Annotated in this window: 22 protein-coding genes and 1 tRNA gene; 6 read left to right on the top strand and 17 right to left on the bottom strand. The window is 40.5% G+C overall.

All coding sequences use genetic code 11. The annotated features are described in order from the left end of the window. Positions 1-42 precede the first annotated feature (42 nt). The 3 genes from AACZ87_RS20635 to AACZ87_RS20625 form a co-directional block, all read right to left on the bottom strand. A complete protein-coding gene (locus AACZ87_RS20635) occupies positions 43-453 on the bottom strand; it encodes an Rrf2 family transcriptional regulator (RefSeq protein ID WP_339869974.1) in 411 nt (136 codons plus the stop codon). Positions 454-640: 187 nt separating this feature from the next. Beyond that, positions 641-1984, bottom strand: coding sequence for an ammonium transporter (locus AACZ87_RS20630; RefSeq protein ID WP_339869973.1), 1344 nt, complete (start codon positions 1982-1984; stop codon positions 641-643). A 415-nt stretch (positions 1985-2399) separates the two neighbouring features. Beyond that, positions 2400-3071: an SDR family oxidoreductase gene (locus AACZ87_RS20625; RefSeq protein ID WP_339869972.1), complete on the bottom strand. Its 672-nt coding sequence runs from the start codon at positions 3069-3071 to the stop codon at positions 2400-2402. Positions 3072-3579: 508 nt separating this feature from the next. Between AACZ87_RS20625 and AACZ87_RS20620 the strand changes: the two genes are divergently transcribed. Beyond that, positions 3580-4419: a cyclase family protein gene (locus tag AACZ87_RS20620; RefSeq protein ID WP_339869971.1), complete on the top strand. Its 840-nt coding sequence runs from the start codon at positions 3580-3582 to the stop codon at positions 4417-4419. A gap of 40 nt (positions 4420-4459) precedes the next feature. Here AACZ87_RS20620 and AACZ87_RS20615 read toward each other — a convergent pair whose 3' ends face one another. The 5 genes from AACZ87_RS20615 to AACZ87_RS20595 all read right to left on the bottom strand — a co-directional run bounded on the left by AACZ87_RS20615 (position 4460) and on the right by AACZ87_RS20595 (position 9811). Continuing rightward, positions 4460-5305, bottom strand: coding sequence for an N-acetylmuramoyl-L-alanine amidase-like domain-containing protein (locus tag AACZ87_RS20615; protein ID WP_339869970.1), 846 nt, complete (start codon positions 5303-5305; stop codon positions 4460-4462). Positions 5306-5367: 62 nt separating this feature from the next. Then, positions 5368-6528 (bottom strand): sialidase family protein, encoded by a 1161-nt coding sequence (locus AACZ87_RS20610; RefSeq protein WP_339869969.1) that lies wholly within the window; start codon positions 6526-6528, stop codon positions 5368-5370. Between the two features lie 30 nt (positions 6529-6558). After that, the gene (locus AACZ87_RS20605) at positions 6559-8733 is read right to left on the bottom strand and encodes a family 20 glycosylhydrolase (protein ID WP_339870018.1); all 2175 of its coding nucleotides are present in this window, start codon (positions 8731-8733) and stop codon (positions 6559-6561) included. Positions 8734-9076: 343 nt separating this feature from the next. Then, positions 9077-9150, bottom strand: a tRNA-Asn gene (locus tag AACZ87_RS20600). A 238-nt stretch (positions 9151-9388) separates the two neighbouring features. Further along, entirely contained in the window at positions 9389-9811 is a 423-nt protein-coding gene (locus AACZ87_RS20595; protein ID WP_339869968.1) for a hypothetical protein, read from the bottom strand. Positions 9812-9922: 111 nt separating this feature from the next. Here AACZ87_RS20595 and AACZ87_RS20590 point away from each other — a divergent pair, with 111 nt between their 5' ends. The 3 genes from AACZ87_RS20590 (at position 9923) to AACZ87_RS20580 (ending at position 12368) form a co-directional block, all read left to right on the top strand. Further along, positions 9923-10786: a hypothetical protein gene (locus AACZ87_RS20590; RefSeq protein ID WP_339869967.1), complete on the top strand. Its 864-nt coding sequence runs from the start codon at positions 9923-9925 to the stop codon at positions 10784-10786. After that, complete coding sequence (locus tag AACZ87_RS20585; RefSeq protein ID WP_339869966.1) at positions 10786-11721, top strand: arginine deiminase-related protein; 936 nt, start codon at positions 10786-10788, stop codon at positions 11719-11721. The genes AACZ87_RS20590 and AACZ87_RS20585 overlap by 1 nt, the downstream gene beginning before the upstream one ends. Before the next feature lie 125 nt (positions 11722-11846). After that, positions 11847-12368, top strand: coding sequence for a transposase (locus AACZ87_RS20580; RefSeq protein ID WP_339869965.1), 522 nt, complete (start codon positions 11847-11849; stop codon positions 12366-12368). A 230-nt stretch (positions 12369-12598) separates the two neighbouring features. Here the strand turns inward: AACZ87_RS20580 and AACZ87_RS20575 are convergent, their stop codons facing one another. Continuing rightward, positions 12599-12745 carry a hypothetical protein gene (locus tag AACZ87_RS20575; protein WP_339869964.1) on the bottom strand — a complete coding sequence of 49 codons (147 nt, stop codon included), beginning with the start codon at positions 12743-12745 and terminating at the stop codon, positions 12599-12601. 323 nt (positions 12746-13068) lie between these two features. Then, the gene (gene purB, locus AACZ87_RS20570) at positions 13069-14412 is read right to left on the bottom strand and encodes an adenylosuccinate lyase (RefSeq protein ID WP_339869963.1); all 1344 of its coding nucleotides are present in this window, start codon (positions 14410-14412) and stop codon (positions 13069-13071) included. 219 nt (positions 14413-14631) lie between these two features. On the opposite strand from purB, the gene AACZ87_RS20565 reads away from it, so the two are divergent. Together AACZ87_RS20565 and AACZ87_RS20560 are read left to right on the top strand one after the other, a co-directional pair. Next, entirely contained in the window at positions 14632-15735 is a 1104-nt protein-coding gene (locus AACZ87_RS20565) for a ferredoxin--NADP reductase (RefSeq protein ID WP_339869962.1), read from the top strand. Next, positions 15710-16252 (top strand): hypothetical protein, encoded by a 543-nt coding sequence (locus AACZ87_RS20560; RefSeq protein ID WP_339869961.1) that lies wholly within the window; start codon positions 15710-15712, stop codon positions 16250-16252. The genes AACZ87_RS20565 and AACZ87_RS20560 overlap by 26 nt, the downstream gene beginning before the upstream one ends. 418 nt (positions 16253-16670) lie before the next feature. Here AACZ87_RS20560 and AACZ87_RS20555 read toward each other — a convergent pair whose 3' ends face one another. The 7 genes from AACZ87_RS20555 to AACZ87_RS20525 form a co-directional block, all read right to left on the bottom strand. Further along, complete coding sequence (locus AACZ87_RS20555; RefSeq protein WP_339869960.1) at positions 16671-17600, bottom strand: DUF4097 family beta strand repeat-containing protein; 930 nt, start codon at positions 17598-17600, stop codon at positions 16671-16673. A gap of 11 nt (positions 17601-17611) precedes the next feature. Continuing rightward, on the bottom strand, positions 17612-18412 hold the full coding sequence (locus AACZ87_RS20550; RefSeq protein WP_339869959.1) for a hypothetical protein: 801 nt from the start codon (positions 18410-18412) through the stop codon (positions 17612-17614). Positions 18413-18603: 191 nt separating this feature from the next. Beyond that, a complete protein-coding gene (locus tag AACZ87_RS20545) occupies positions 18604-19635 on the bottom strand; it encodes a hypothetical protein (protein WP_339869958.1) in 1032 nt (343 codons plus the stop codon). A gap of 31 nt (positions 19636-19666) precedes the next feature. Continuing rightward, positions 19667-20476 carry a hypothetical protein gene (locus tag AACZ87_RS20540; RefSeq protein WP_339869957.1) on the bottom strand — a complete coding sequence of 270 codons (810 nt, stop codon included), beginning with the start codon at positions 20474-20476 and terminating at the stop codon, positions 19667-19669. Next, complete coding sequence (locus tag AACZ87_RS20535; RefSeq protein ID WP_339869956.1) at positions 20469-21038, bottom strand: sigma-70 family RNA polymerase sigma factor; 570 nt, start codon at positions 21036-21038, stop codon at positions 20469-20471. Before AACZ87_RS20535 ends, AACZ87_RS20540 begins: the two co-directional genes overlap by 8 nt. 273 nt (positions 21039-21311) lie before the next feature. Continuing rightward, positions 21312-21788 carry a carboxypeptidase regulatory-like domain-containing protein gene (locus AACZ87_RS20530; protein ID WP_339869955.1) on the bottom strand — a complete coding sequence of 159 codons (477 nt, stop codon included), beginning with the start codon at positions 21786-21788 and terminating at the stop codon, positions 21312-21314. A 47-nt stretch (positions 21789-21835) separates the two neighbouring features. After that, complete coding sequence (locus AACZ87_RS20525; protein WP_339869954.1) at positions 21836-23236, bottom strand: MBL fold metallo-hydrolase; 1401 nt, start codon at positions 23234-23236, stop codon at positions 21836-21838. Between the last annotated feature and the right edge of the window lie 87 nt (positions 23237-23323).

Here is a 23323-nt window from a genome sequence, read left to right as displayed (position 1 = left end):
TTAAGTGTAATTAAAGTTGTTACATTAATGCGGAAAAAAATGTCAGTGAAATTCTGACACAAAATTTTTAAGTGTTTTGCTTTTCAATTCCTTGATCACAGAGTCATCAATTGTTGAAAACAAATTATCCAGTTGTTGATTGATTGTTTTGCCTATTGGGCAGTTTGGGTTTGGTTTTACATTTCGTTTTCCGAGCACTTCGGAATTTTTAACGACCAAATAAATGGCATCAAGCGTTATAGAAGCACTGTTTCTTGCCAAGGTTGCTCCTCCGGTTTTGCCTTTTCTAGTATTCACAAGACCAGCTTCACCTAATAGACTGAGTTCCCTGCGTACCACTACCGGATTGACATTTATGCTGGCGGCAATCCACTCAGAATTCAACCATTCCTCCTCACTTGCTGCGAGCAGAGTAAGAATATGTAGAGCTGTAGCGAATCTTGTGTTGTTCATATGGATGCAAACTTAATGGATAAATTTTAATGTAACAAAAATTGTTACATTAAAATTTTAAACTTTTATTTAGGTATTAATTCAGGTTTAAATAAGGTAAAAAGGTGTTCTTTAATCTTAAAATAACAGCAACAGCCGCTCTTGTTTCCAAAAGCGGCTGTTTCATTTAAGAGAATTCTATTACTTCCTAAATAGACTCCCCATGCTGGGAAATATCAAGTCCCAATTCTTCGTATTCCTCTCGCACCCGTAGGGTGACAAACTTGTTTAGAATATAGAATATCGCATAAGCCATCACAAAGGAGAAAATACATACGCCTACCAAGACGAGCATATGTGATCCGAATACTCCAACACCACCGTGAAGTAGGCTAGAACCTTCTTTTCCAGCGAAAATAGCTGTGAGGATCATCCCCATGATTCCGCCAATTCCGTGGCAGGCAAATACGTCCAAGGTATCATCTATTTTCTTCAAGAACTTAGCATTCATCGCCAAATTGGAAACTATCGCCCCAGCTGCTCCAAAGAAGAAACTCTCAGGAACTGTGATATAACCTGCTGCCGGAGTAATCACTACCAGACCAACTACAGCGCCGATACAAGCCTGAAGTGCAGAGATTTTTCTTCCCTGAATTCTATCAAATAGCACCCAAGTCATCATCGCTGTAGCGGAACTTATAGTCGTCGTAGCAAAAGCCAAAGCTGCTGTGGCATTTGCTCCAAAGGAAGAGCCTGCATTGAATCCAAACCAGCCAAACCAGAGCATCCCGGTTCCTAAAAGCACATAGGTGATATTCGAAGGTTCGTGGTGAGGTTTGTTTCTTTTTCCCAAAAATAAAGCGCCAGCTAAGGCAGCCATACCTGCACTGATATGCACCACAGTTCCTCCGGCAAAATCAAGGACGCCAAAGTAGGCGCCGATCAGTCCACTTGGATGCCAAACCATGTGGCAAAGTGGAGCATAAACGAAGATGGAGAAGATTCCGATAAAGAATAGGTAACCGATAAACCTCACTCGCTCTGCGAAAGATCCCGTGATGATCGCAGGAGTGATCACAGCGAATTTCATTTGAAACAGCGCAAATAGGATGAAAGGAATAGATGGTCCCAATATTTTGTGAGGCAGCTCGGCCACCTGATCGAAGAATAGATATTGGAATGGATTGCCAATAAGACCATACTTCACCCCGTCAATGGTAATTCCAATGGGATCACCGAAGGCAAGGCTGAATCCTACGACCACCCAAAGCATGGTGATCACGCCGAGGGAAATGAAACTTTGAAGCATGGTGCTAATGAGGTTTTTCTTGTTGACCATACCACCATAGAACAGGGAGAGCCCCGGTGTCATCAGCAAAACCAAGCAGGAGGCAGTGAGCAACCACGCAATATCAGCATAGGCCAAATCCGCCTCTGTTCCAAAATTTTCAAGCAAGGGCTGACTGTGTTTCCAAAATAAACCCACCACAGGAGCCGCAATAGTAATTAGAAAAGCTACTTTCCACTTGATTTTCATTCCACTTTTTTCCATGTCCCAAAAGTAAAAAAATTAATTTTTTATTCTGTATTATTTAATTATTACAGAATTAAAAATTACAAAAAGAGCGAATGTGTCTATAAAGTAATGTCCTTAGTTTTTGTATGTGACTTCTTCTAAGCGTTTAGAATACAGGTTTTTAGAGGCTTGTTTTTGGAAATATTAGCTGGTAAATAATTACATCTGAATGAATGCATGTGATAAAATTTTTCCTAATTATAGCTTGAAAAAAACCTTTCCCCCTATAAAAAAGGTGGGATTCTCAAATTTGAAGGGTTAGCATTAACTCAACGAAAATAAGTGGAGATTATAGGATACAAGGATTATTAGCAGAATATATCCTCAAATAGATGATGCAAAAAAGGCTTCCCAATCGGGAAGCCTTTACTCTAGATTTATTCTACATGTACTAGGAATGAGACGCCATCAAATGCTCCAAAGCAACATCGATTTTTTCCTCACCTGCTATAATTTCAAAGTAAGCATCAGCTGCAGTTTCAGATTCTAGCACAGTAACCAATGTCTTGGCGACGTCTTCTCGAGAAATTTTTCCGCGCTTGCCCAGACTTTCTGCCGCTTCAATTTTACCTGTTCCCGCATCATCCGTAAGTCCTCCAGGACGTACGATGCTAAAATTCAAGCCACTTTTAATTAAATGCTGATCTGCTTTATGCTTGGCTACCAGGTAGGGGTGAATTGGAGAATCTTTCATTTTATCCGGATTTCCAGCACCCATTGAGCTAAGCATTACAAATTTATCCACCTCATTTTTTTTGCCTAGGTCAATGCTTTTCATCGCACCTTCTTTGTCTACAGCCTGAGTTTTTTCCGGTCCAGTGGAACCTCCAGATCCAGCTGCGAAAATGACTTTATCTATTCCTTTATATGCGGATTCAAAATCTTTTTCCAAATCCCCCAATATGGTTTCTATTCCATTACTATCGAAGTGCTTAGCCTGAGATTCTTTTCTAATCATTGCTATTGGCTGGTACTTTGGTGAGTTATGTAGAAGATTACAAACGATTCTTCCAGTGCTTCCATTAGCACCGATAACTAGTACTTTTTGTTTTTCGGTATTCATGATATTTTTTATTAGTTATTCATCCAATAAGCCAGCCAGAGACCGGGTTTTCAAAATGGGATATCTTTTTAGCTTACCTATTTGGCTATTTTTTTAATGAAAAGTCTTTTGAGAATATGTACTTTCTAGACATGGGGAAACAGAAGGGGATTTGTGGAAAACGTGTTTTGTTATTCCCTTTTCAGTCAGAGTTTATTGTTCTATAAATTATTGAATAATAATGTTTTATGGATTTGTTTAATGCTTCGATTTTCTTTCCAGGCTTACGACGGAATAGAAATTCCTTAAGTCAATGGTCTGATGTTTTTGACTTTCAATAGTTGGGTTTTGAGAGCATCAAATGAAAGCTTCCATTTTTCTCAACTGCAAATCTCACATCCAGCCTTCCTAAGATTGAGTTGAAAGTCAAACGGCAAGTATATCCCCAGGTCGTATAGATTTTTCCAGCTTGCCTATGTCAGTTTCAGTATTTCATTTTTAAATTGAAGGAAACTAAACGAATCAGCAAATGAAATTTTTTGAGCATGTACGAGTGTCAAAGAAGATCTTCTTCATTTTGAGTCTTGGGATATTAGGAGCTTGCACGCAAGAAAAATCGGTTTCCACTACGCAATCAGATCCCTTTGCAAACCCACAATGGATAGACTTGTCCTATGCATTTGATTCTACCACCTTGTACTGGCCGAATAATCCAGATGGTTTTCAGCATAGAGTGGATGCGGAAGGCGTGACTGACTTGGGATATTATTATTCATCTTACACGATTTTAACTCCCGAACATGGAGGTACGCACTTGGATGCACCTATACATTTTTATGAAAAAGGAGAAACTGTAGATGAACTGCCGCTTTCCAAATTGACTGGTGAGGCAGTGGTGATAGATGTCAGTGAATTGGCTTTGGCCGATAGGGATTACTTGGTTGACTCAGCAGCCATCCTAAGTTGGGAAGCAGAGCATGGTAAAATTCCTGAGCAGGCCATGGTTTTCTTTCACACAGGCTATGGTAAGTTTTATCCAGATCGGGAAAAGTATTTTGGCACGGCCAAGACAGGGACTGAAGCGATTCCAGAACTTCATTTCCCAGGAATTCAACCTGAAACAGCGCTTTGGTTGGCAAAGTCTCGAAATGTTAAAGCTGTGGGTTTGGATACGCCAAGTTTGGATTATGGGCAATCCAAAGACTTCGCAGCACACCAAGCTTTGATGGGAAATCAGATTCCTGGTTTTGAAAATGTGGCCAATTTGGATTTGCTTCCACCAACAGGGATTTACGTGATAGCACTTCCTATGAAAATCAAAGGTGGAAGTGGTGGGCCGTTGAGGATCATTGCAACTGTCTTGGATTAGAAAGCACAGGGGTCTCCAATGAGTTAAAATTAGGATTTACTTATTTTCCTGTTATTCTGGCCACCATAATCCCTGAATGGGTTTTGTTTCCGGCTAGGTAGTCGCTCAGCGGTTTTTCGGAAATCTCCACTTCTTTGTTTTTGGAACTGGCGTGAAGCAAATGTATTCTACCATTTTTCTCTATTGCGAAACCCGTATGCACAATATCCAGATTAGACATGGAAGTGGTGATGGCGATCAAATCTCCTGATTTGATGTTCTTTTCCAGAGCGGCTATTTCGGTCTTTGGAATATAGAAATACCCACGTTCTTCAATTTTTGATTCGGTTTCTTTGATGGCTTCCAAGTTTTCGGATTCACTTAGCTGCCTGTAAAGCTGCGGGTTTTCAGACATAAAAGAGGGAGCATTTGCATAAGGTGATCCCCCAACTTCCTTGGTAACATCCGTCAAAATTCCCTTTTGCTCATTTTCAAAAATCCAATCCGAAAAGTAATGTAGGCGTGATGAGTAACCTTCATTCATTCCGTTTCGATACCTGAGTTTTTCCAATTCCCTTTCAAAAACTTCAAAAGTGAATTTTCCTCCTTCTGCAAGTCGGGTCATCGTTATAACTGTCTCCAAAAAAGTAGTACAGTCTACTCCAGTGAGATTGATGACAAGCTTTTCGGCACCAGGAAGTTCCAGGGTTTTTTCCACATAAGGAGTCTGAAGAAACCACTTTCCAATTTCTATATTGAGTTCATTTGGAGACTGATCAGAATAGTTTCCCTCAGAAAGTTTGGCTAAAAAGCCTTCCAGTTTTTCACGGCTTTCAAGGCTGCAAACGATTTGGGCTTGGGGGAAAAGTGGGGCAAGTATAAAAAGGAGTAAGATGAAGCGCTTCAAATGGTAAGAGTTTAATATTGGGTACTTGACATTTACGTTTTTCCGGAGATTTTGATTTGAGACTACTTCTCCCATCCCATCCACTTAAAAACAATCTCTTTATAATCATCTCGCTCGAAAAGGATGCCAAGAGTATGGGGATCAAGTAAAACCAAATCACTGTAAGCTGTCCAAGTTTTTACTTTGGGAACGTCTTTTCTGTCAATCAGGATAGAATCTGGCCAAGTTTTACCTAGGTCTTTGCTGATTTTCAAAGTCAGATTATTTCGGTCTTCCGTATCCGCATTATTGGAATGAGCGAGAATTGTGTTTCCACTTTCGTCATCAAAAGATAGGATAGAACCTTGGCAAACAGGATCAGGTAAGCTTTCCTCAAAGTATTGCTCAGACCAAGTGGCTCCTCCATCTTCAGAATAGGCAAGAATTCTGCTGCGAATATCGCCTCGTTGGTTACGCGTACTCATGATCATTTTGCCATCCGGAAGTTCTGCCGCTATAGATTCGTTAGAACCAGGAAATTTGATTGATTCTGAGATTTTGAAGGTTTTACCATGGTCGTCACTATAGAAACCATGTGCCTGGTAGTCTTTGAACTCATCCTGCGCATCGCCTTGGGAATGATTTGCAGCTGCATAGATCCTTCCTTTATATGCTCCATTTTGGAATTGAAAGGCATGGCCGGGAGTATTTGCATAATGCCTCCAGTCTGCAGGATTGGTGTATGCAGCATTGAAAGCTGGGTTATTTGGCTTGTGAACTTGGCTGGTGATGTTTACCGGCTCTTCCCAAAAATGGCCCAAATCAAGTGATCGGATCATCCAAACCTCGCGAACTCCCTTATTCATTCGGATATCATACTCATGGTTGTTGCCGGTGTTATAGAATAAGTACACCACGCCGTTCGGGTAAGCTGGGTCCAAAAGATCCACAACTGGTGCAGGGTTACCAGCTTGCAAATCATCATAGTCAACAATCGTTTGGAGAGGCGACCAGGTCTTGCCTTTATTCTCGCTTCTTTTGAGCACGAGGTTGATATTCCCATAGTCATTTGACCCATTGACTCTGCCTTCGGCAAAAGCCAAAAGCTCGCCGCTTGGTAAGTCAACAATTGCCGGGATTCTGTATGTCGCATGCCCTTCTTTTCCACCTTCATAGACAATTGTTTCCTGTGCAAAAAGGTTGGGTATTTGAAAAATACAGAATATGGCTAAGAGGAATTTCATTGTCTTGGGTTTTTGACTTTTTAAATATGTCTAATTAATCACCAGCTCATCCACAAAGAGAAAGCCCCTTTGCACATTTGGTGCAACTACTTTGATGAATCGAGCCTCTTTTCCCTCCAAAGAACCTTTGAAATCTTTGACCACTTTTTGCTTCTCTGTGGCTGGAATATCATTTTCGATTCGAAGTACGGATTCAAAATTTTCACCATCTTCAGAAATAGAAACTTCCAGGTATTCAGGCATAAAAACACCTGGACCTGCCGCCTGCATAAAGGTAGCTGAGATAGAATTTAGGGGAGTTTTCTCACCCATATCCACTGTCACATCAAAATCATTTGTGAATCCTTGCCAAATGCCGTCATTGTAGGATTCCCCTCCTCTGTAGCCATCAGTCATGCTACCTGCATCTCCGGCAGGATAGGATTTGTTCCAAGGTTTGTGGTACTCCACGGACTTCCCAATTGCCTGATGGTAATCTACCTGTTTGTGAAGTGTTGGTTCGGTGATTTTTCCATCCTGAAAAACCGCTGCGGCGATTGAGGCACTTCCTTTTACAAAGAACTCGCCCTTATACAGATTAGATGCAGTTGATGGCTCAGTCCCATCGGTTGTATAGTAAATGATAGGCTGACTGATTTCGCTCTCCAGTGTGATTCCGATCTGCTTCGCCTCGGTATCCACATTCATAAAAGGGATCAGTTTCGTGGAAGGATTGTACTCGTACTTCACACCTAACTGCTCCAGTCGAGGAAGTTGATTTTTAAGACGGGTTTTAAATGAATCCCATTCCTGAGTTGATTCGTAAGACCAAGCTCGTTCTGCGAGTGCCAAAACATTTGGGAAAAGCATGGCGTCGGCCAAGGCTTCTGACGGGATCGTTTCAGTCCAAAGACAAGCTTGTATGCCTTTGATTTTATGTGAAAGCTCTTTTGGAAACTTGCTGCCTACCAACGGCTTGTTGTAAATATCGAAAAGTTTGGAATTGGGTGATGAGAAATAGAATGGATCTCCAGGAGTCAAAATTACTTCATTTCCATTTTCTACAGCTTGATCCGGTACTCCAGCCACCCAGTTTCTCCAATACATCACCTTCAGCTCTGGGTCTATTCCACCTGCCATGGCATCATCCCAAACTACCACTTCTTTGCCATTCTGTTGAAGAAAGCTGGAAACTCTATTTACGAAATAGGACTGCAATTCATTGACGTTTTGCATGCCATTATCCTTCATAAATTGCTTGGCTGCAGCTGATTCCTCCCAAGTCTTTTTCTCCACTTCGTCCGCGCCGATATGGATGTATTTTGATGGGAAAATATCGATTACTTCTGTTAGAACATTTTCAACAAACGTATAAACCTCTTCATTGACAGGGCAAAGTGGGGTAGAAAACAAATCTCCCCAAGCAGCTTCCCCATTGCAGGCAAGCTCAGGGTAAATCGCAATCGCAGCCATCATATGTCCTGGCATATCAATCTCAGGAATGATCTCAACATGCCTTGATTGAGCATAACTGACAAATTCACGAAGCTCCTCCTGAGTATAAAAACCACCATAGTGAAGTTTGCCGTTCCGCTCTTCAAGATGTTTTGGCTCCAAAGCAAATCTTGGGTCTTCGATGGCTTTGTCCATGCATATGGAATCCTGATCGTTGAATGTTCTCCAGGCTCCTTGCTCGGTGAGTTCTGGGTATTTTTTTATTTCGATTCTCCATCCCTGATCATCAGTCAGATGTAAATGAAGCTTATTCAGCTTATATAAAGCCAATAGATCCACATAGCGACGTAGGTAGTCCATAGAAAAGAAATGTCTGGAAACATCCAGATGCATTCCACGCCAGTCGTATTGTGGCTGGTCTTTGATCTCTAATGCAGGTAAATTGATTTCTTCCATTGCTTCCCCGGACTCTATGTTTGATGGAAGAAGTTGTCGGAGGGTAATCATTCCATAAAATATACCTTCTGCATCTCCGGCTTCCAGGAGTATTTTGTCGGAAGAGATGGATAAGTGGTAGGATTCTGGAGTTTCATTTTCTCCAGATTTTCTGATTTCTATTACATTTTCGCCGGATGCATCAGTGAGTTTTTGGCCAAGGGCCTGAGCCATCATGGATTGAAAAAATGCAACTTCCTCCGGAAAAGCTTCTGAATCTTCAACGAGTAATTGGGTTTTGGCACTCAGGTGAAACTGACCGCTTCCAGTATTTATCTGAGCAGATAAGGAACTAAGGAGATTTCAATAGGTTCTGGGGAGCTGCAGGATGCTAGTACCAAAATGGCGGCGACAAAAAGAGCTAGATACTTCAAGGCGATTCAAGCTAGGTGAGCAGTAAAGGTAGCCGTGAAATCCTAGAGCGGAAAACCAGTTTTGTAAAAATGGGGTAATAATAATGCAAGGAGGCAGGTGCTGTGTTTTGTAATTGATTCTATTAGAGCAACTCTAGTGTAACCCCTCAATGAAAAAACAGCAGGTTTTTAAGTGAATTTTGAATTCAATGATTTTGGTCAAAACAAAAAAAAGCCCTCAGAATTAACTGAAGGCTATTTAGTAGCTCCTCCTCAAGGACTTGAACCTTGGACCCTCTGATTAACAGTCAGATGCTCTAACCAACTGAGCTAAGGAGGAATTTTGTGTTTCATTCGGAGCTTGTTCCGAATTGGTGATGCAAATGTAGGAGGCTATTCCAATTATTCCAAACTACTATCAGGAAAAACTATATGTTTTTACTGTGTGTGTTGTTTTTGTATTCAAAATCAGAGACTTAATTTTTCGAATGATTTATTACTTTTTTTACATCGATAGGGCAATTAGGCTTTGAAGTCTGCTCTTATCTAAAAAGTGGGTTGATCCGGAAACTGCATTTTTACTTTTGGTCCTTTACGCTGAACTTTCGAGTCATGACCTTCATGTACTTTGTTTTGCGAAAGCGTAAAGCAGACCAGTCTTCGTTGATGGCAATTTGTCGTACACTTTCATAATCAAACTCACCCAGGTATTTCCAGCCTGAATCTCGGTTGATTTGAGCTTTATATCGCTTGGAGGTTCCTTTAGGGTAGGCAAGCCAAATCTGTTGATCGTCTGGAGCAAGAGCCTGCATTTCGAAAAAGTATTTTTTTACTGCTTGTTCGGTCTGTACAAAAGCCAGCATAAAGTCAGGGCTATTGCTGGAATCCATTAAACCGTCCGTTTTCCAGCTACCTATTAGATATTCAAGTTCATCTGGGCAGTTCCAAACTTGGATGTTCATGCCATCCTTCCAAGTCATTTTCTTTAAAATCGGATCCATACGTATGTTTTTTAGAAGAGGTCTAATATAAAAATAATCAGTAATGACTCCCGTTAATTGTCGAGCTGCACTGCATTTTATTTACTTTTAGACGATAGATAGAATCGCCATATGAAAATAGTTGCAGGAGTCCTCGTTTTATTTTTTTCTTATTCTTGCGTAAGTGCTCAGGAAGAAATAGTAACCACTTTTGGAGAAGGAGTGCCCATTGCCACATTATCTGACAAGGGATTAGACGAAATTTCAGGCTTGGCTTGCGGTCGAAATCTGCCCGATTTGATGTATGTACACAATGACAGTGGAGGAGAGGCAGCTGTGTTTTTGCTGGATTCTTTGGGTGAAAATGTAGGGAAGATTGAATTTCTAGAGACCAAAAATAGAGACTGGGAAGATATTGCAATTGGGCCCGGGCCAAATGGTAAATCATATGTTTATGTTGGTGAAATTGGTGATAATAATGCTGTGCACGATGAAATCGTAATTTACAGAGTTGCAGAGCCAACTCAGCTAACTTCAACGACCCGGGTTTTACCTGAAAAAAGAGTCATCAAATATCCAGGAGGAGCTAGGGATGCAGAGTCACTTATGGTTGATCCGATTTCTGGAGATATCTTTATTATCTCAAAGCGTGATAGTGTCAATACTCTTTATCGCCTTGCGGCAGATAAATTTGGAGGGGGGCAGGATGAGCTGGAAGAGTTGATTAAGCTGCCATTCACTAGTTCCACTGCTGCTGATATCTCGGCTGATGGAAGCCAGATTTTGGTGAAAAATTATCTGGCAATCTATTATTGGAAGAGAAACAGTGGAGAATCAATAGCTGAGGCCATGATTAGAAAGCCGACAGAACTTCCTTACTCACCAGAACCACAAGGTGAGGCCATTGGCTTTTTACGTAGTGGAAAAGCATACTTTACCTTAAGTGAAAAACGATTCGATTTGGATCCCGTTCTTTATAAATACAGCGCTAAATAATGCCTATGCAGACTACGTCTACTATTCTGATGGTTCGTCCAGCAAACTTTGGGTTTAACCCCGAAACTGCCGGAAGTAACTTTTATCAACAATCAGATGGTAGGTCTGCTGAACTTATCAACTCACTGGCTCAGAAAGAATTTGATGGCTTTGTAGCTATGCTCCGGGATCAAGGTGTAAACGTGATTGTGGAGGAGGATACTTCCATTCCAGCAAAGCCAGACGCTGTATTTCCCAATAATTGGTTTAGTACACATCCCGATGGTAAATTGATTTTGTATCCTATGTACTCGCCGATCAGACGGCTGGAGCGTAGAAAAGACCTGATTGAAAACTTGATGAAACGCAAGTTTAAAGTAAATGACATTATAGATTTGAGCTTTTTTGAAGAGGATGAGCAATTTTTAGAAGGGACTGGTAGTATTGTTTTTGATCATCATTCGAAAACTCTTTTTGCTTGCTTTTCTGAGCGAACTCATAGGGTTCCTCTTGATTATTTGGGAAAACTTTTGGGTTATAAAATTGTCGGATTTCATGCAAAACAAGAAATCCAAGGAGTACTTAGTCCAATCTACCACACCAATGTGATGATGCATGTTGGGACTGATTTGGCTATCGTCTGCCTTGACAGTATTCCTAAAGCATCTGAAAAGCAATCTGTACAAAGATCTTTGACTCAAGCTGGAAAAAAAGTGGTGCCTATTACTCCAAAACAAAAGTTTCACTTTGCCGGGAATATGCTGGAAGTAGGAAATGATGGGGGAGAGAAATTTACTGTAATGTCTGAAACTGCGCTGGATTCTCTGAATGTTGGGCAAATACAATTGATTGAAAAATACTCGACCATCATCAGTCCTTCCATCCCCACCATTGAAAAGCTAGGCGGCGGAAGTGCTCGCTGCATGATGGCAGAGATTTTTTTGCCCCAAGATTAATTGTGTCATAGCCGCCGTGAGTGTCATCACTCACGGATTAAAATCCCGTGACATTCACAATTACTTTTTTGAGCTTTTATGTAAATTGGAGTCTGATTTTTAGGTGTTAATAACTCTTTGCTTTTGTGGAAATAAATAGAGTTTACTTTTTTACAGCAACTATCCACCATTGGATTCCTTTATTAGATAGAAATGATTTCAAAGAGATTGTGCTATCTAGTTTGACTTTCCTGGTTGATAAAAAGTGTCTGAAAATTTACGGTTTTGTGATTATGCCAAATCATATTCATCTGATACTGGAAAATACTAAGGTGAATGGAAAGGAACTACCTCATGCTAGTTTTTTAAAATTCACTAGTCATATTTTCCTGAAAAAGCTAAAAATGGAAAGTTCTGAATTGCTAAATAAGTTCAGAGTTGATTTGGCTAATAAAGAGCACCAATTCTGGCAAAGAGATTCATTAGCGATTGAACTATACAGTCCAATTGTTGTCTATCAAAAACTAGATTACATTCATAATAATCCATGTAAAAAGAAATGGATGCTAGCGTCAGATCCAGAAATCTATCCATATTCATCGTTTAAATTTTATGAGTCAAGTATTTATGAGCATCGCTTTTTAACTCATATTGGTGATAGGCTTTAAAATGCAGTTCATGAAAACATGAAGTGAGATTGAAGAGTAAAAATAGATGCTGATAACTCTTCGGGAGACACGAATAGTGGCTTAAACAATATAATTTTGAAGTTTAACTCACAGAGAATAAAGGATATAATTTGCTTGTGCGGTTCGTGAAGACACGAACCGCGGCATAAGAGGAAATGTGTGCTGCATGATGGCAGAGATTTTTTTGCCCCAAGATTAATTGTGTGAAATCAGGAATCTGCTGGGTCAACTCTTTTTTTACGAACTAACTCTGGAGAATTCAAATCAAGTTTCACTTCCTGTGTGGAAGAGGTGATTTTTGCCGAACTTTCAGTTGCACTGGCAACGGGATCAACTAATTTTTTTCTAGCAGCCATAATGTTTGATGTTTTATGAGTGTTAATTTGAAAAAGCATTAAATGGAATTTGAAATGCTTATTTTTATTGATAAAAGTAATTTACCATTTTTTTATTAGAAAAGTACAAACGAATAGATTAAAGGTTTTATTCTATTCATAGATATGCCGAATCATTGGGCATAATTGGTGAAAAAATAAGTTTTGTTGTCTGTAAATAGTTATAAGCCAAGGGGGAGAATCTAATAAAAAAGGCTTATAGCTTCAAAATTAGAATACTAATCTAGAAGCCATAAGCCTTTGAAAAAGTTTGATTTATTCGACATCGGGCATGCTACATCCGATTAAATCCCAGTATAGTTAAATGGTGAAATCACACTTAGCTCAGCCTTCAATTCGTCCGAAATAGGAAGGTTGGAGATGAATTCTGAAATTGACTTTTCAGTGATCTTAGTATTCGTTCTCGTAAGGTCTTTTAGCGCTTCATAAGGTTTTGGGAAGCCTTCTCTTCTCAACACAGTCTGAATTGCTTCTGCTACCACAGCCCAGTTTTCCTCCAGATCTGATTGGATTGCAGCTTCGTTCAGTTCAAGTTTGCCAAGTCCTTTCAATAGTGACTCAAATGAAATCAGCATGTGACCCAATGGTACTCCGATGATTCTCAATACCGTACTATCTGTCAAGTCACGCTGAAGTCTTGAAACAGGAAGTTTCGCAGCTAAGTGTTCCAAAAGTGCATTGGCAATCCCCAGATTTCCTTCTGCATTTTCGAAATCAATTGGATTGACTTTATGAGGCATCGCCGATGATCCGATTTCGCCAGCTTTGATTTTTTGCTTGAAGTAATTCATGGCTACATACTGCCAAACGTCTTTAGAAAGATCCAAAAGAATAGTATTTATTCTTTTTAGCCCATCAAAAACAGCCGCAAGATTGTCGTAATGCTCGATCTGTGTGGTAGGGTAGCTTCTTTCAAGTCCTAAGTATTCTCCTACGAACTGGAAAGCAAACTCATTCCATTTGTATTCTGGATAAGCCACATGATGCGCATTCATATTGCCTGTAGCTCCGCCAAATTTCGCTGAATAGGGAATATGATTTAATAAAATAAGCTGCTTCTTCAGTCGGACTACAAAAACTTCAATTTCTTTGCCCAGACGAGTAGGAGAAGCGGGTTGACCGTGTGTTTTTGCAAGCATTGGGATGTCTTTCCATTCAGTTGCCAACACTTGAAGTCGAGCCACCACTGCATCAAGCTGAGGCAAGATCACTTCATTCAAGCCTTCCTTCAGCATCAACGGCGTTGCAGTGTTATTGATATCCTGAGAAGTCAGTCCAAAGTGAATGAATTCTTTGTATGCCTCTAACCCTAGTACATCGAATTTTTCTTTCAAGAAATATTCTACTGCCTTCACATCGTGATTAGTGATTTTCTCAGTGGCTTTGATGGTATCCGCATCAGCCAGAGAAAAGTCCGAAACGATTGATCTGAGGTTCTCAAACAGGCTGGTGTCAAAGTCTTTTAATTGCGGCAATGGAAGTTCGCAAAGCGCAATGAAGTACTCTACTTCTACGTGAACTCTATATTTAATTAAGGCAAATTCAGAAAAATAAGCTCTCAACGGAGCAGTTTTGCCAGCATAGCGTCCATCAACAGAGGTCACTGCGGTCAATGCGTTTAATTCCATCTCTTTAAATCAATTTGGTTTTAGGAAGGTGCAAAGTTAATTTTTTGAAGCCAAAAGTTGGGTTTTAAAAGGTCTAATTCGGGAAATATCCTCTATTTAATTCGAACCACTATGCCATAATCTCAGTTAACTGTTGCAAATAATCAGTCACAAGCCAGAATATTTGGCTTTGTGGGTTAATTTTGCAAGCGTTAAAACAGATAAAAGCTCAAACCAGGAATGTTCAATTTATTTAAGAAAAAGAAGGAAGAGGTAAAAACAACACAGTTTTTGCCTTTGAAAGTGAGAGAGGTAGTAAGAGAAACAGAAGATACTGTAACCCTGTATTTTGAGCAACCGGAGCCGTTTTTGGAATATAAGCCAGGTCAGTTTCTTACGCTCGTGATGGATTTTGAGGGTAAAGAGCAGCGTAGATCTTACAGTCTTTGCACTTCGCCGTACGTGGATCCTTTTCCTGGAATTTCTGTGAAGCGTGTTCCAAAAGGCAAGTTCTCCAACTTTTTGAATGAGCGGGTTTTTCCTGGCAAGACCATCAACGTGCTTAAGCCCTTAGGGAATTTTACCACTGATTTTCATTCCAAAAACAAGAAGCATTTCTTCTTGGTAGCTGCCGGTAGTGGAATCACACCTATCATGGGCATTTTAAAATCTGTGCTGGTGAATGAGCCAAATTCCAAGGTTTCTTTGCTTTACTGTAGCCGAAATGAAGAGCAAATTATCTTCAAAAAGGAACTGGAAACGTTGGTTGATAAAAATTCTGATCGATTGGAAGTGTTTCACAATCTAAGCCAGCCCTCTGAAATTTGGACAGGAATGAAGGGTAGATTGACTAAGGAAAGTATCGCGGACTTTGCCAAGAAAGCTGAGTTAGATCCTGAGTTTGAGAAAGAATATTTTGCTTGTGGACCAGAAGGAATTATGGACAATGTGGTGGCTGTGTTGGAGGAATTGGGTGTGCCAAGCGAAAAAGTACACCGGGAAAGCTTCTATTCTGCTGCTGCTGACAAAGCACATGAGGATGCCGCGCACGGGATTACTGGCGGATTATTGACTAGAGATGTGACTGTGGTTTTAGATGGTGAGGAGACCATAGTAAGCGTTTCACCGGATAAAACTATTTTGGAAGCGGGCCTCTCTCAGGATTTGAATATGCCGTACAGCTGCCAAAGTGGACTTTGTACTGCTTGTAGAGGAAGGTTAATAAGCGGTAAAGTGAAAATGGATGAGGATGCTGGATTAAGTCCTAATGAAATTGAAGCTGGCTATGTGCTCTGCTGTGTAGGGCACCCACTTACAGATGATGTCAAGATCACCATTGAGTAATTTGGATAATAGTAAGGAGACTCCAAACTTGGAAAATCAGGAATTCAGAAGGGTTTATAAGAACCTGGATCAACTTATTTTGATCCTACTGATCTTGGTTTTACCACTTTTTGGGATGATTTATTTGTATCAATCCAGTGGAGAAATAACTTGGAATCTCCCGGAGCTTCCCTTGTTCGTGGGCCAACTTCTATATGGATCAGGAATAGGTCTTTTGTTTGCCCAATTTTTACTTTTTAGAAAAAGAATGAAGGTTGTCTCTCAGGATGATGAACTATTGGCAAAGCTAAAAATCTACGCTAATGCAACACGGGAGAGGTATTTGATGCTTTTTGTAATTGCCTTGATCTGTTCAGTTGGATTGCTTTTTTTCGGTTCAGCTATTTACAATGTGATATTTGCAGTTGCGCTTTTCTTCTTTTCTGTCGCAAAACCAACTCCAGAACGTATCAAAAAGTTACTGAAACTCAATAAGGAGGATGCTGAAATTATCAGATTGGCGTCAAGACCGGATTGAGAATTGAGATCTTAGACATAAGATATCAGAGTCAAGAGTCTAGCCACTTGAATTAAAGGGTACAATATTAACCTGTTAGAATTTTCTTTTTCAAAGGGCTGAAAGCACTTAATATTTTAGCCCAGCTCGATAGGGCTGGGGATTTTAATGGATTGAAATTTCCAGCTGTGAAAGAGCTAAATAAAGCATTTAGGAATTATTGCGCTCTTTCAGAGCTATCTAAATCATACTAGATCTTGGTTGATCCAGCCCTAACAGGCTGAGCTCTTTTATATGTGGCTTTCAGCCCCATTCCAATATGGTTTAATAATCCCTGTTCTCTTCCTGATACCTTCTGTGCTCCCAACGGTAAAAAAAATCAAGTACAAAAAAAGCCAACCCATGCGGATTGGCCTTTTCGGATTAGTATAGCTAATGATTAGTTTTCTATTGAGATATTTCCTGAAGAAATAGACCCTTTCACCCATTCAGAGGCATTGTTGTCGATTTCTAAGTTTTTACCGGTGTTGATGCCGCCAACTCTTAGATTACCTGAAGAGGCTTTCAAAGAAAAGTTATAAGCTTTCAGATCTGAAGGGGTTTGAATTTTGAAATTCCCTGAAGTTCCGTTGAAGTTGGTATTGCCACTAAGCCCAGCATTGGTGGCGCGAATATTTCCAGAGGTGAACTTCATTGAACCCAAAGATCCAATGTTGCTCAATTTTGCATTGCCAGAAGTAAGTGCCACACTTAATTGTCCTTTAACTCGGTCGGCGTCAAGAGATCCACTGGTGGATTGGTAGTCCACACTTCCACCTACATTGCTTATTTCAGCATTTCCGGAAGTAACACCGGCGTCTATGTCACCAGAAACTTTGTCTATATAAAGTGAGCCGGAACTAGCTTTGATCGCCAAATCGCCAGAGATATTGGTCGCCGTGATTTTTCCTGATGAAACTCTCAGGTTGGTTTTATCACCTACCACTTTGTCCACTGTCAAAGTCCCCGAGGAGTTCTTCATATCCAAGTCAATATTCATTGGGCCAGTGATTTTGATATAGCCCTTGCTACGGTTGTTTCCCCAAGAAGAATTATTGGAACTTTGCTCATAGGAGATTTTCAATACATCTCCCACAGTGACGAAAATGATGTCTTGATTTTCGTTCGTTGATTCTAGGAAAGCTTCCACGTTCACATCCGAATCCGATCCGCCCAAATAGGATACATCCAGCCAACCTCCGCTGACTTCCACAGCTTTGATGTTGGAGTAGTTTTTATTGGCATCTACCAATACTTTTTGTGCAAAGCTGACCACGGAGATCAACATCATGGCCAGTGCCACGCTCGATAATTTGAAGAATTTTTTCATAGTTGTGATTTTTATCTGATGGTGACTCCGAAGCTGATTGCCTGAACTTCCGGGCCTAAATTTTCTTGGAAAAGGTTGTTTAAATCGTAGTTGAAGAATAATGTCACATCACTGACGCCGATTTCTCCTCGTAGACCATAGCGGAAGTTTTCCACGTACATATTTGACTTTTCAAATTGCTTTTGCTTTTTGCCATTTTCATCGTCGTAAACAAATTTACCACGTCCACCGATTCTAACTCCTGCATATCCACCCAGTCCTAGTCGGAGTTTTTGGTTGTTTGTAAGTAGGGTAGGTACCAAAGTAAAGTTGAGGTAGGAAGCTGAGATTTTAGATTTTGTGCCTGTTCCCGGTCCAGCGAATTCCTCCCAAACGATCCCATCCGGAGTTTTTACAGCAATAAGACTTCTGTCTTCGAGTTTGAAATTGTACCAGTTTACCCCAATGTCCGAGTGTAAATGGAAGTTTTGGGAAATTTTAGTAGTTCCTAAAATATTGATGGCATAGTACCAAGATCCCCATGGTTTCACTGTTGGCATTTGATCAGTTGGAGCGACTTGGTTGATCCCTAATTCTGATCCTAAACCTGCATTGAATCGTTGTTTTTTATGGATATCTTTAATTTTCACCTCATCATCCTCTTCAATGTCTAGGATCCATTTCCCATCATCTTTTTGCTTATAAGACCAGGTGTTTCCAAAAACAGAGATGACTTTTGTCTTGGTGTAAATCACCGTGTCGGGTTCGCCCTGAGCAAAAGCCTGGCTTAGGCAAAGGACAAAGAATAGTAGTGGTAGTAGTATAGTTTTCATTTTCTAAAAGTTTTGTAGAATAATATTTACCTTATTAGGACCGTTTAAGCTGGCATTCGTAAAAAGGAAAATGCGACTTAATTCATGGTCAACACTAGTTTTGCCGGTACTCCTGTCTCCCGTCATCAGTATCCCAGCCAGTTAAACAAACAGAGTAAGGCCTATGGCAAAATTTCGTATAATCAGAGGATTTAAAATACAATCCCGAAAGTGATCGGATTAAGTGCTGGACCTTTACCTTCCTGGAATAATTCGTTTAAGTCATACGTAGTGAAGAATTTCACTCTCCCTATTCCTAGTTCACCTCGAACGCCATACCTGAAGTTTTGAAGGTAAAGACCTGTGTCTTCTTTGTCTTTTTGACGACCTGAGCCTCCCAATTCCCGATAGACATATTTGGAGTGGCCGCCAAGTCTATATCCAGCATACGGGCCAGCAGCGATACGCACACCTCTTTTGCCATTGTCATTCATTTTTCCAAAGTCAAGCTCCAACATGGTCATGGCGGTGAGATAGGTAGTGGCTATTTTACTTTTGAATCCATCTACATCTGTGCGCTGAATAAAGTCTATGGAATCATCGCCGCGAACTGCCTGATAGTCTCTGTTTTCAAATTTGAAGTTGTAAAACTGGAAGCCTAGACCGAAATCCCAGTAGAATCCCTTGCTGATTCGCTGTGCAGCCATCCAGTTGATGCCCACATTCCAGCTTCCCCAGCCTTTTACAGCGTATGGTTTGTCAGAGGTCGGGAATTTCCCATCTTCTAAATAGTTGTTTATTCCCAGGTCGAAATTGAAATATGTCCTAAATGGAGGGTCATAATTTCTTTTTATTCCGGGTTCGAATCGAACTTTGGTGTTTTCGCCCGATTCGTCCACCAAGAGTCTCATATTCCCAATATAAACTTCCGTTTCGGCACCATCTTCGGTCACTTTGACCACTTGTCTAGACGAGCCATCTTTCTTCTTGATCTCTACAATTGTTGTTTCGCCTGTGACTGCATTTTCTTCCAGATCAAGCTCACGGATGATCTGATTGATGTTCATCAGTTTTAGTTTTTCAAAGTCTTCTTTGCTTTCGACCATGATCACGATTCTGCCTGATTTTCCGAATTCTACCACGATGCTGTCACTTGCAACGCTGTGGTCTAGGGATGGCATGATACCTGCAAAGCCTAGTTGCACGATGGCCATCAAACAAAATAATAGGATGTACTTTTTCATCTTAATGTAGATTAATGCTAGTTGGTGAAGTTTACTTTTCTGCTTTAGTTTTTCGGGTGGTGATTGATGCGAATAGATTGTTTTTTGCATCCTGCAGGTCTGCAAATCCCTGATCTACTTTGCCCAATATGCCCTCTACTTCGTTTACAGTTTTGCCGATTTCGGCTATTAGATTTTTATCTTTTGGATCTTCTTTGAGCCCGCTGGAGTAGATTTTTACCCGGTAAGCAGGTTCCTCTACTTCTGGCGCTGTTGCTTCGGCTACCGCTTTTTCCAATTCTAAAGGAGGAAGTTCAGCTTGTTTAAATTCAGGTGTCTCCACTTCAATTTTAGGAGCTGTTACTTTCTCCGCTGATTCTTGTTTTGCTTCCTTTTTTACCTCGTTCATTGCGACTAGATTTTGTGGAGTAGTAGACTGAGGTTTTTGAGTTTTAGAAGGAGTATCAGCAGGCTTGGAGTCAGGTTTTGTGGTAGTAGTTGGTTTAGTATTCGTTTCCTCAGCTGCCTGCTGATTTTCAAGTTCGTTTTGGCTTTTCTCAGTTTCAATTTCTGCTGGTACTGCTATTGCTGTTTGAGTTGGAGTATCAATTACTTCTTCAGTGGTATTATCAGCAAGCATTGGCTTTTCTACGGTCACATCTCCTTCCCGCAAAACCAAGTAACCAACTGTGAACAGGATAGTAAGTGAAGCTGCGGCTGCCCACCAGATCCCCTTATAGGATTTGGACTTTTGAGGCAACTGAGCTTCTAATCTTTCCCAGGCTAGTTTGCTTGGTCTTTCTGTATGGTTTTCTAGTTTTTCTTTGAAAAACTGATCGAGGTTGTTTTTTTCCTTAGCCATTGATTCTCCTTTCTTTTGGTGTTTGACTGGCAATTTTTTCCTTCAAAGTATTTCTTGCCCGATTCAGCTGGGACTTTGAAGTGCTTTCTGTAATTCCCAAGAGATCTGCTATCTCCTGATGTGAGAAACCTTCGATTGCGTAGAGGTTGAAAACAGTCCGATATCCTACCGGGAGGCTTTCTACCATTCTCATCAAATCTTCAGTTTCCATGTGATTGAGCTCATAGTTGTGATCCTGATATTCAGTTTCATTTTCCATGTTGATCTCCATCATTAGATGACGATGACTTCTCAACGTCATGAGAGCTTGAGTGACGATGATTCGCTTCATCCAGCCTTCGAAACTCCCCTTGGATTGAAACTGAGGTAGTTTTTCAAAGATTTTCATAAAGCCTTCTATCATCACATCTTCGGCATGTTCCCGGTCTTTTAGGTATCGGATGCAGATGGCCAAGAATTTTCCTGAATACTGATCATACAGGTGGCGCTGCGCCATTCTGTCTCCTTGGAGGCATCCTTGTAATAATCCTGATTCGGTTGAAAAATTGACTCTGCTGAACATTTGAATTAGCTTTCAATTAGGTAGATGCCCGTATTGAAAAAATGGTTGCGCGGGTTAGTGAAAAAAAGTTAATTATTTTTCTAAAGTGACTTGCTTACTACTTTCGATAATAGTTAAATGCTTTTAAATGAGTTATTTACGATTGTAAAAAGTCTCACGTATTTCTTTGTTTTTTATTGTGTCGAAAGTAAGGATTAAAAAGAAAAGGTCTCCACTCGATATAATTTTATTATCAAGTGAAGACCTTTTTAATTGTGCTTGCATTGCTTAGAACTAGAAAGCTGCCTTATAGTTAATGACGATATCAAGTAACTTCCATTCTTTTTCTTTAATAGTCACAGGCTGTATATTTCCATCTCCATCAAATATGCTGGCAAAAAGGCCGCCTTCTTCTACGGTAAGGATGGAATATCGTCCTGGGCTTAGGTTGATGGAATATTCACCGTTTTCATCTGTTTCGATTTCTGTGATCGGTTTGGCAGCTACAGACTGGAACAAACCATTTTCCAAAGTCACATCCGAGATTTTAATCAATGGATAGACCCGAACTGTTCTTTTGACAGGATCACCTATAGTTACTCTTTTGTCTTTCTTTCCTTCTTTTGGCTCTTCAGTGATCATTGGCATTTGATTTCCTTCCTGCCAAGTGACTAAGCCGACCACACCTTGACCTTCGGGTTGGTAAGGAGCACATTGGAAAAGTAGGAGGGTAAATACTGAGGCGAATAGAATTCTAAAGAGTTGATTCATGAGTAGATCGATTAGTAGGTTTTGGCAAGAGTAAATACGCTTGCATATCAGATTTTCTCAAACAGCATAAATGATTCCAAATAATTCGGGATGATGGTATTCCAGCCTAATTCATCTTTAAGTTTTTGGGATAGCATACCTGCACTCCTCTCTTCTCCATGAACGATAAAAGCGAGTTTTGGCTTTTCGCTGAATCCCTCAGCCCATTCCAACAATTCATTTTGATCAGCATGTGCTGAAAGTCCTTCCACGCTATAGATTTTAGCTTTTACAGGGACCTCTTGTCCATATATTCTTACCTCTGGCTCTCCATCGACCAAACGCCTTCCGCGAGTTCCTTCTGCCTGATATCCTACGAAAACAACTCCGTTTCTTTCATTAGGCAAGTGATGAAATAAATGATGAAGGACACGGCCTCCTGTGGCCATACCACTTGCAGAGATGATAATAGCTTTTTCATTTAGATCATTTAGAGTTCGGGATTGTTCTTGTTTTCTGAAATAATGTAACTGAGAATGCTGAAATGGATGCTGATCTGTATCGTCCAATACAGCTATCAACTGATGATCCTGATGAAATTCTTTGTAAAGTTTGGATACATTTATTGCCATCGGTGAATCCAGGTAAATAGGCACATTTGGGATTTTGCCTTTTTTCACCAACTGGTACAAATAATACATAACCAACTGCGTACGGCCTACAGCAAATGCTGGGATTATCACCAGTCCGTCCCTTGAAAACACATCATTGATGGCTTTTGACAGCTCTTCCTCAGGTTTTACTTGAGTAGAAACACGGTCGCCATAAGTAGACTCTATCCACACTACATCTGCTTCCGGAATCAGGGTAGGAGGGTATAATAAAGGATCGTGGTATCTACCCAGGTCACCTGAGAAGACTAGCTTTTTGGTTTGGGAATCGCCTTTGATCACCACTTTCACTATGGCAGCTCCCAAAATGTGACCTGCATGGTAATACGTCACTTCCACAGCCGGATGTATTGAAAATGGCTTTTTGAAGTCTTTGGGAACGAACAGGGGGAATACAGCTTCCGCGTCTTCTACGGTATAAAGTGGTTCCGGATTTTCATACTTGGAATATCCTTTCTTTCGGGCATACTCTGCTTCCTCTTCCTGTAGCTTACCAGAGTCGAGTAGTAGGATCTTTGCAAGTTCCGCAGTCACCGCTGTGCAATAGATAGGCCCTCTAAAACCATCTTTCACCAATTTTGGAAGGCATCCGATATGATCCATGTGTGCATGAGTAAGCACAATAGCCTCCATGTCTGTAGGTGGCATAGGGAATTTGTCCCAGTTTCTTCGCCGCAGTTCTTTTCTTCCTTGGAAAAGACCACAATCGACCAAGAACTCAAAATCTCCCAGATCCAATAAATAGCGGGAACCAGTGACTGTGCCCGCTGCACCTAAAAATTTTACTGTTACATCCATGACCTTTTGGGTTTAACCCAAAAGATACAAAAAAAGAGAGGCTGTCTCATATTGATTTTCATAATTTAAAATAGCCTTTTCTATTCA

The organism is uncultured Algoriphagus sp. (genome assembly GCF_963974365.1).
Classification (GTDB): Bacteria; Bacteroidota; Bacteroidia; order Cytophagales; family Cyclobacteriaceae; genus Algoriphagus.
This window is presented reverse-complemented; position numbering and strand designations above follow the sequence as displayed.

What these genes read in the sequence shown, in the direction of transcription:
- AACZ87_RS20635 (WP_339869974.1), bottom strand. Translation starts at nt 453, where the DNA reads ATGAACAACACAAGATTCGCTACAGCTCTACATATTCTTACTCTGCTC.
- AACZ87_RS20630 (WP_339869973.1), bottom strand. Translation starts at nt 1,984, where the DNA reads ATGGAAAAAAGTGGAATGAAAATCAAGTGGAAAGTAGCTTTTCTAATT.
- AACZ87_RS20625 (WP_339869972.1), bottom strand. Translation starts at nt 3,071, where the DNA reads ATGAATACCGAAAAACAAAAAGTACTAGTTATCGGTGCTAATGGAAGC.
- AACZ87_RS20620 (WP_339869971.1), top strand. Translation starts at nt 3,580, where the DNA reads ATGAAATTTTTTGAGCATGTACGAGTGTCAAAGAAGATCTTCTTCATT.
- AACZ87_RS20610 (WP_339869969.1), bottom strand. Translation starts at nt 6,528, where the DNA reads ATGAAATTCCTCTTAGCCATATTCTGTATTTTTCAAATACCCAACCTT.
- AACZ87_RS20595 (WP_339869968.1), bottom strand. Translation starts at nt 9,811, where the DNA reads ATGGATCCGATTTTAAAGAAAATGACTTGGAAGGATGGCATGAACATC.
- AACZ87_RS20590 (WP_339869967.1), top strand. Translation starts at nt 9,923, where the DNA reads ATGAAAATAGTTGCAGGAGTCCTCGTTTTATTTTTTTCTTATTCTTGC.
- AACZ87_RS20585 (WP_339869966.1), top strand. Translation starts at nt 10,786, where the DNA reads ATGCCTATGCAGACTACGTCTACTATTCTGATGGTTCGTCCAGCAAAC.
- AACZ87_RS20575 (WP_339869964.1), bottom strand. Translation starts at nt 12,745, where the DNA reads ATGGCTGCTAGAAAAAAATTAGTTGATCCCGTTGCCAGTGCAACTGAA.
- purB (WP_339869963.1), bottom strand. Translation starts at nt 14,412, where the DNA reads ATGGAATTAAACGCATTGACCGCAGTGACCTCTGTTGATGGACGCTAT.
- AACZ87_RS20565 (WP_339869962.1), top strand. Translation starts at nt 14,632, where the DNA reads ATGTTCAATTTATTTAAGAAAAAGAAGGAAGAGGTAAAAACAACACAG.
- AACZ87_RS20560 (WP_339869961.1), top strand. Translation starts at nt 15,710, where the DNA reads ATGATGTCAAGATCACCATTGAGTAATTTGGATAATAGTAAGGAGACT.
- AACZ87_RS20555 (WP_339869960.1), bottom strand. Translation starts at nt 17,600, where the DNA reads ATGAAAAAATTCTTCAAATTATCGAGCGTGGCACTGGCCATGATGTTG.
- AACZ87_RS20550 (WP_339869959.1), bottom strand. Translation starts at nt 18,412, where the DNA reads ATGAAAACTATACTACTACCACTACTATTCTTTGTCCTTTGCCTAAGC.
- AACZ87_RS20545 (WP_339869958.1), bottom strand. Translation starts at nt 19,635, where the DNA reads ATGAAAAAGTACATCCTATTATTTTGTTTGATGGCCATCGTGCAACTA.
- AACZ87_RS20540 (WP_339869957.1), bottom strand. Translation starts at nt 20,476, where the DNA reads ATGGCTAAGGAAAAAAACAACCTCGATCAGTTTTTCAAAGAAAAACTA.
- AACZ87_RS20535 (WP_339869956.1), bottom strand. Translation starts at nt 21,038, where the DNA reads ATGTTCAGCAGAGTCAATTTTTCAACCGAATCAGGATTATTACAAGGA.
- AACZ87_RS20530 (WP_339869955.1), bottom strand. Translation starts at nt 21,788, where the DNA reads ATGAATCAACTCTTTAGAATTCTATTCGCCTCAGTATTTACCCTCCTA.
- AACZ87_RS20525 (WP_339869954.1), bottom strand. Translation starts at nt 23,236, where the DNA reads ATGGATGTAACAGTAAAATTTTTAGGTGCAGCGGGCACAGTCACTGGT.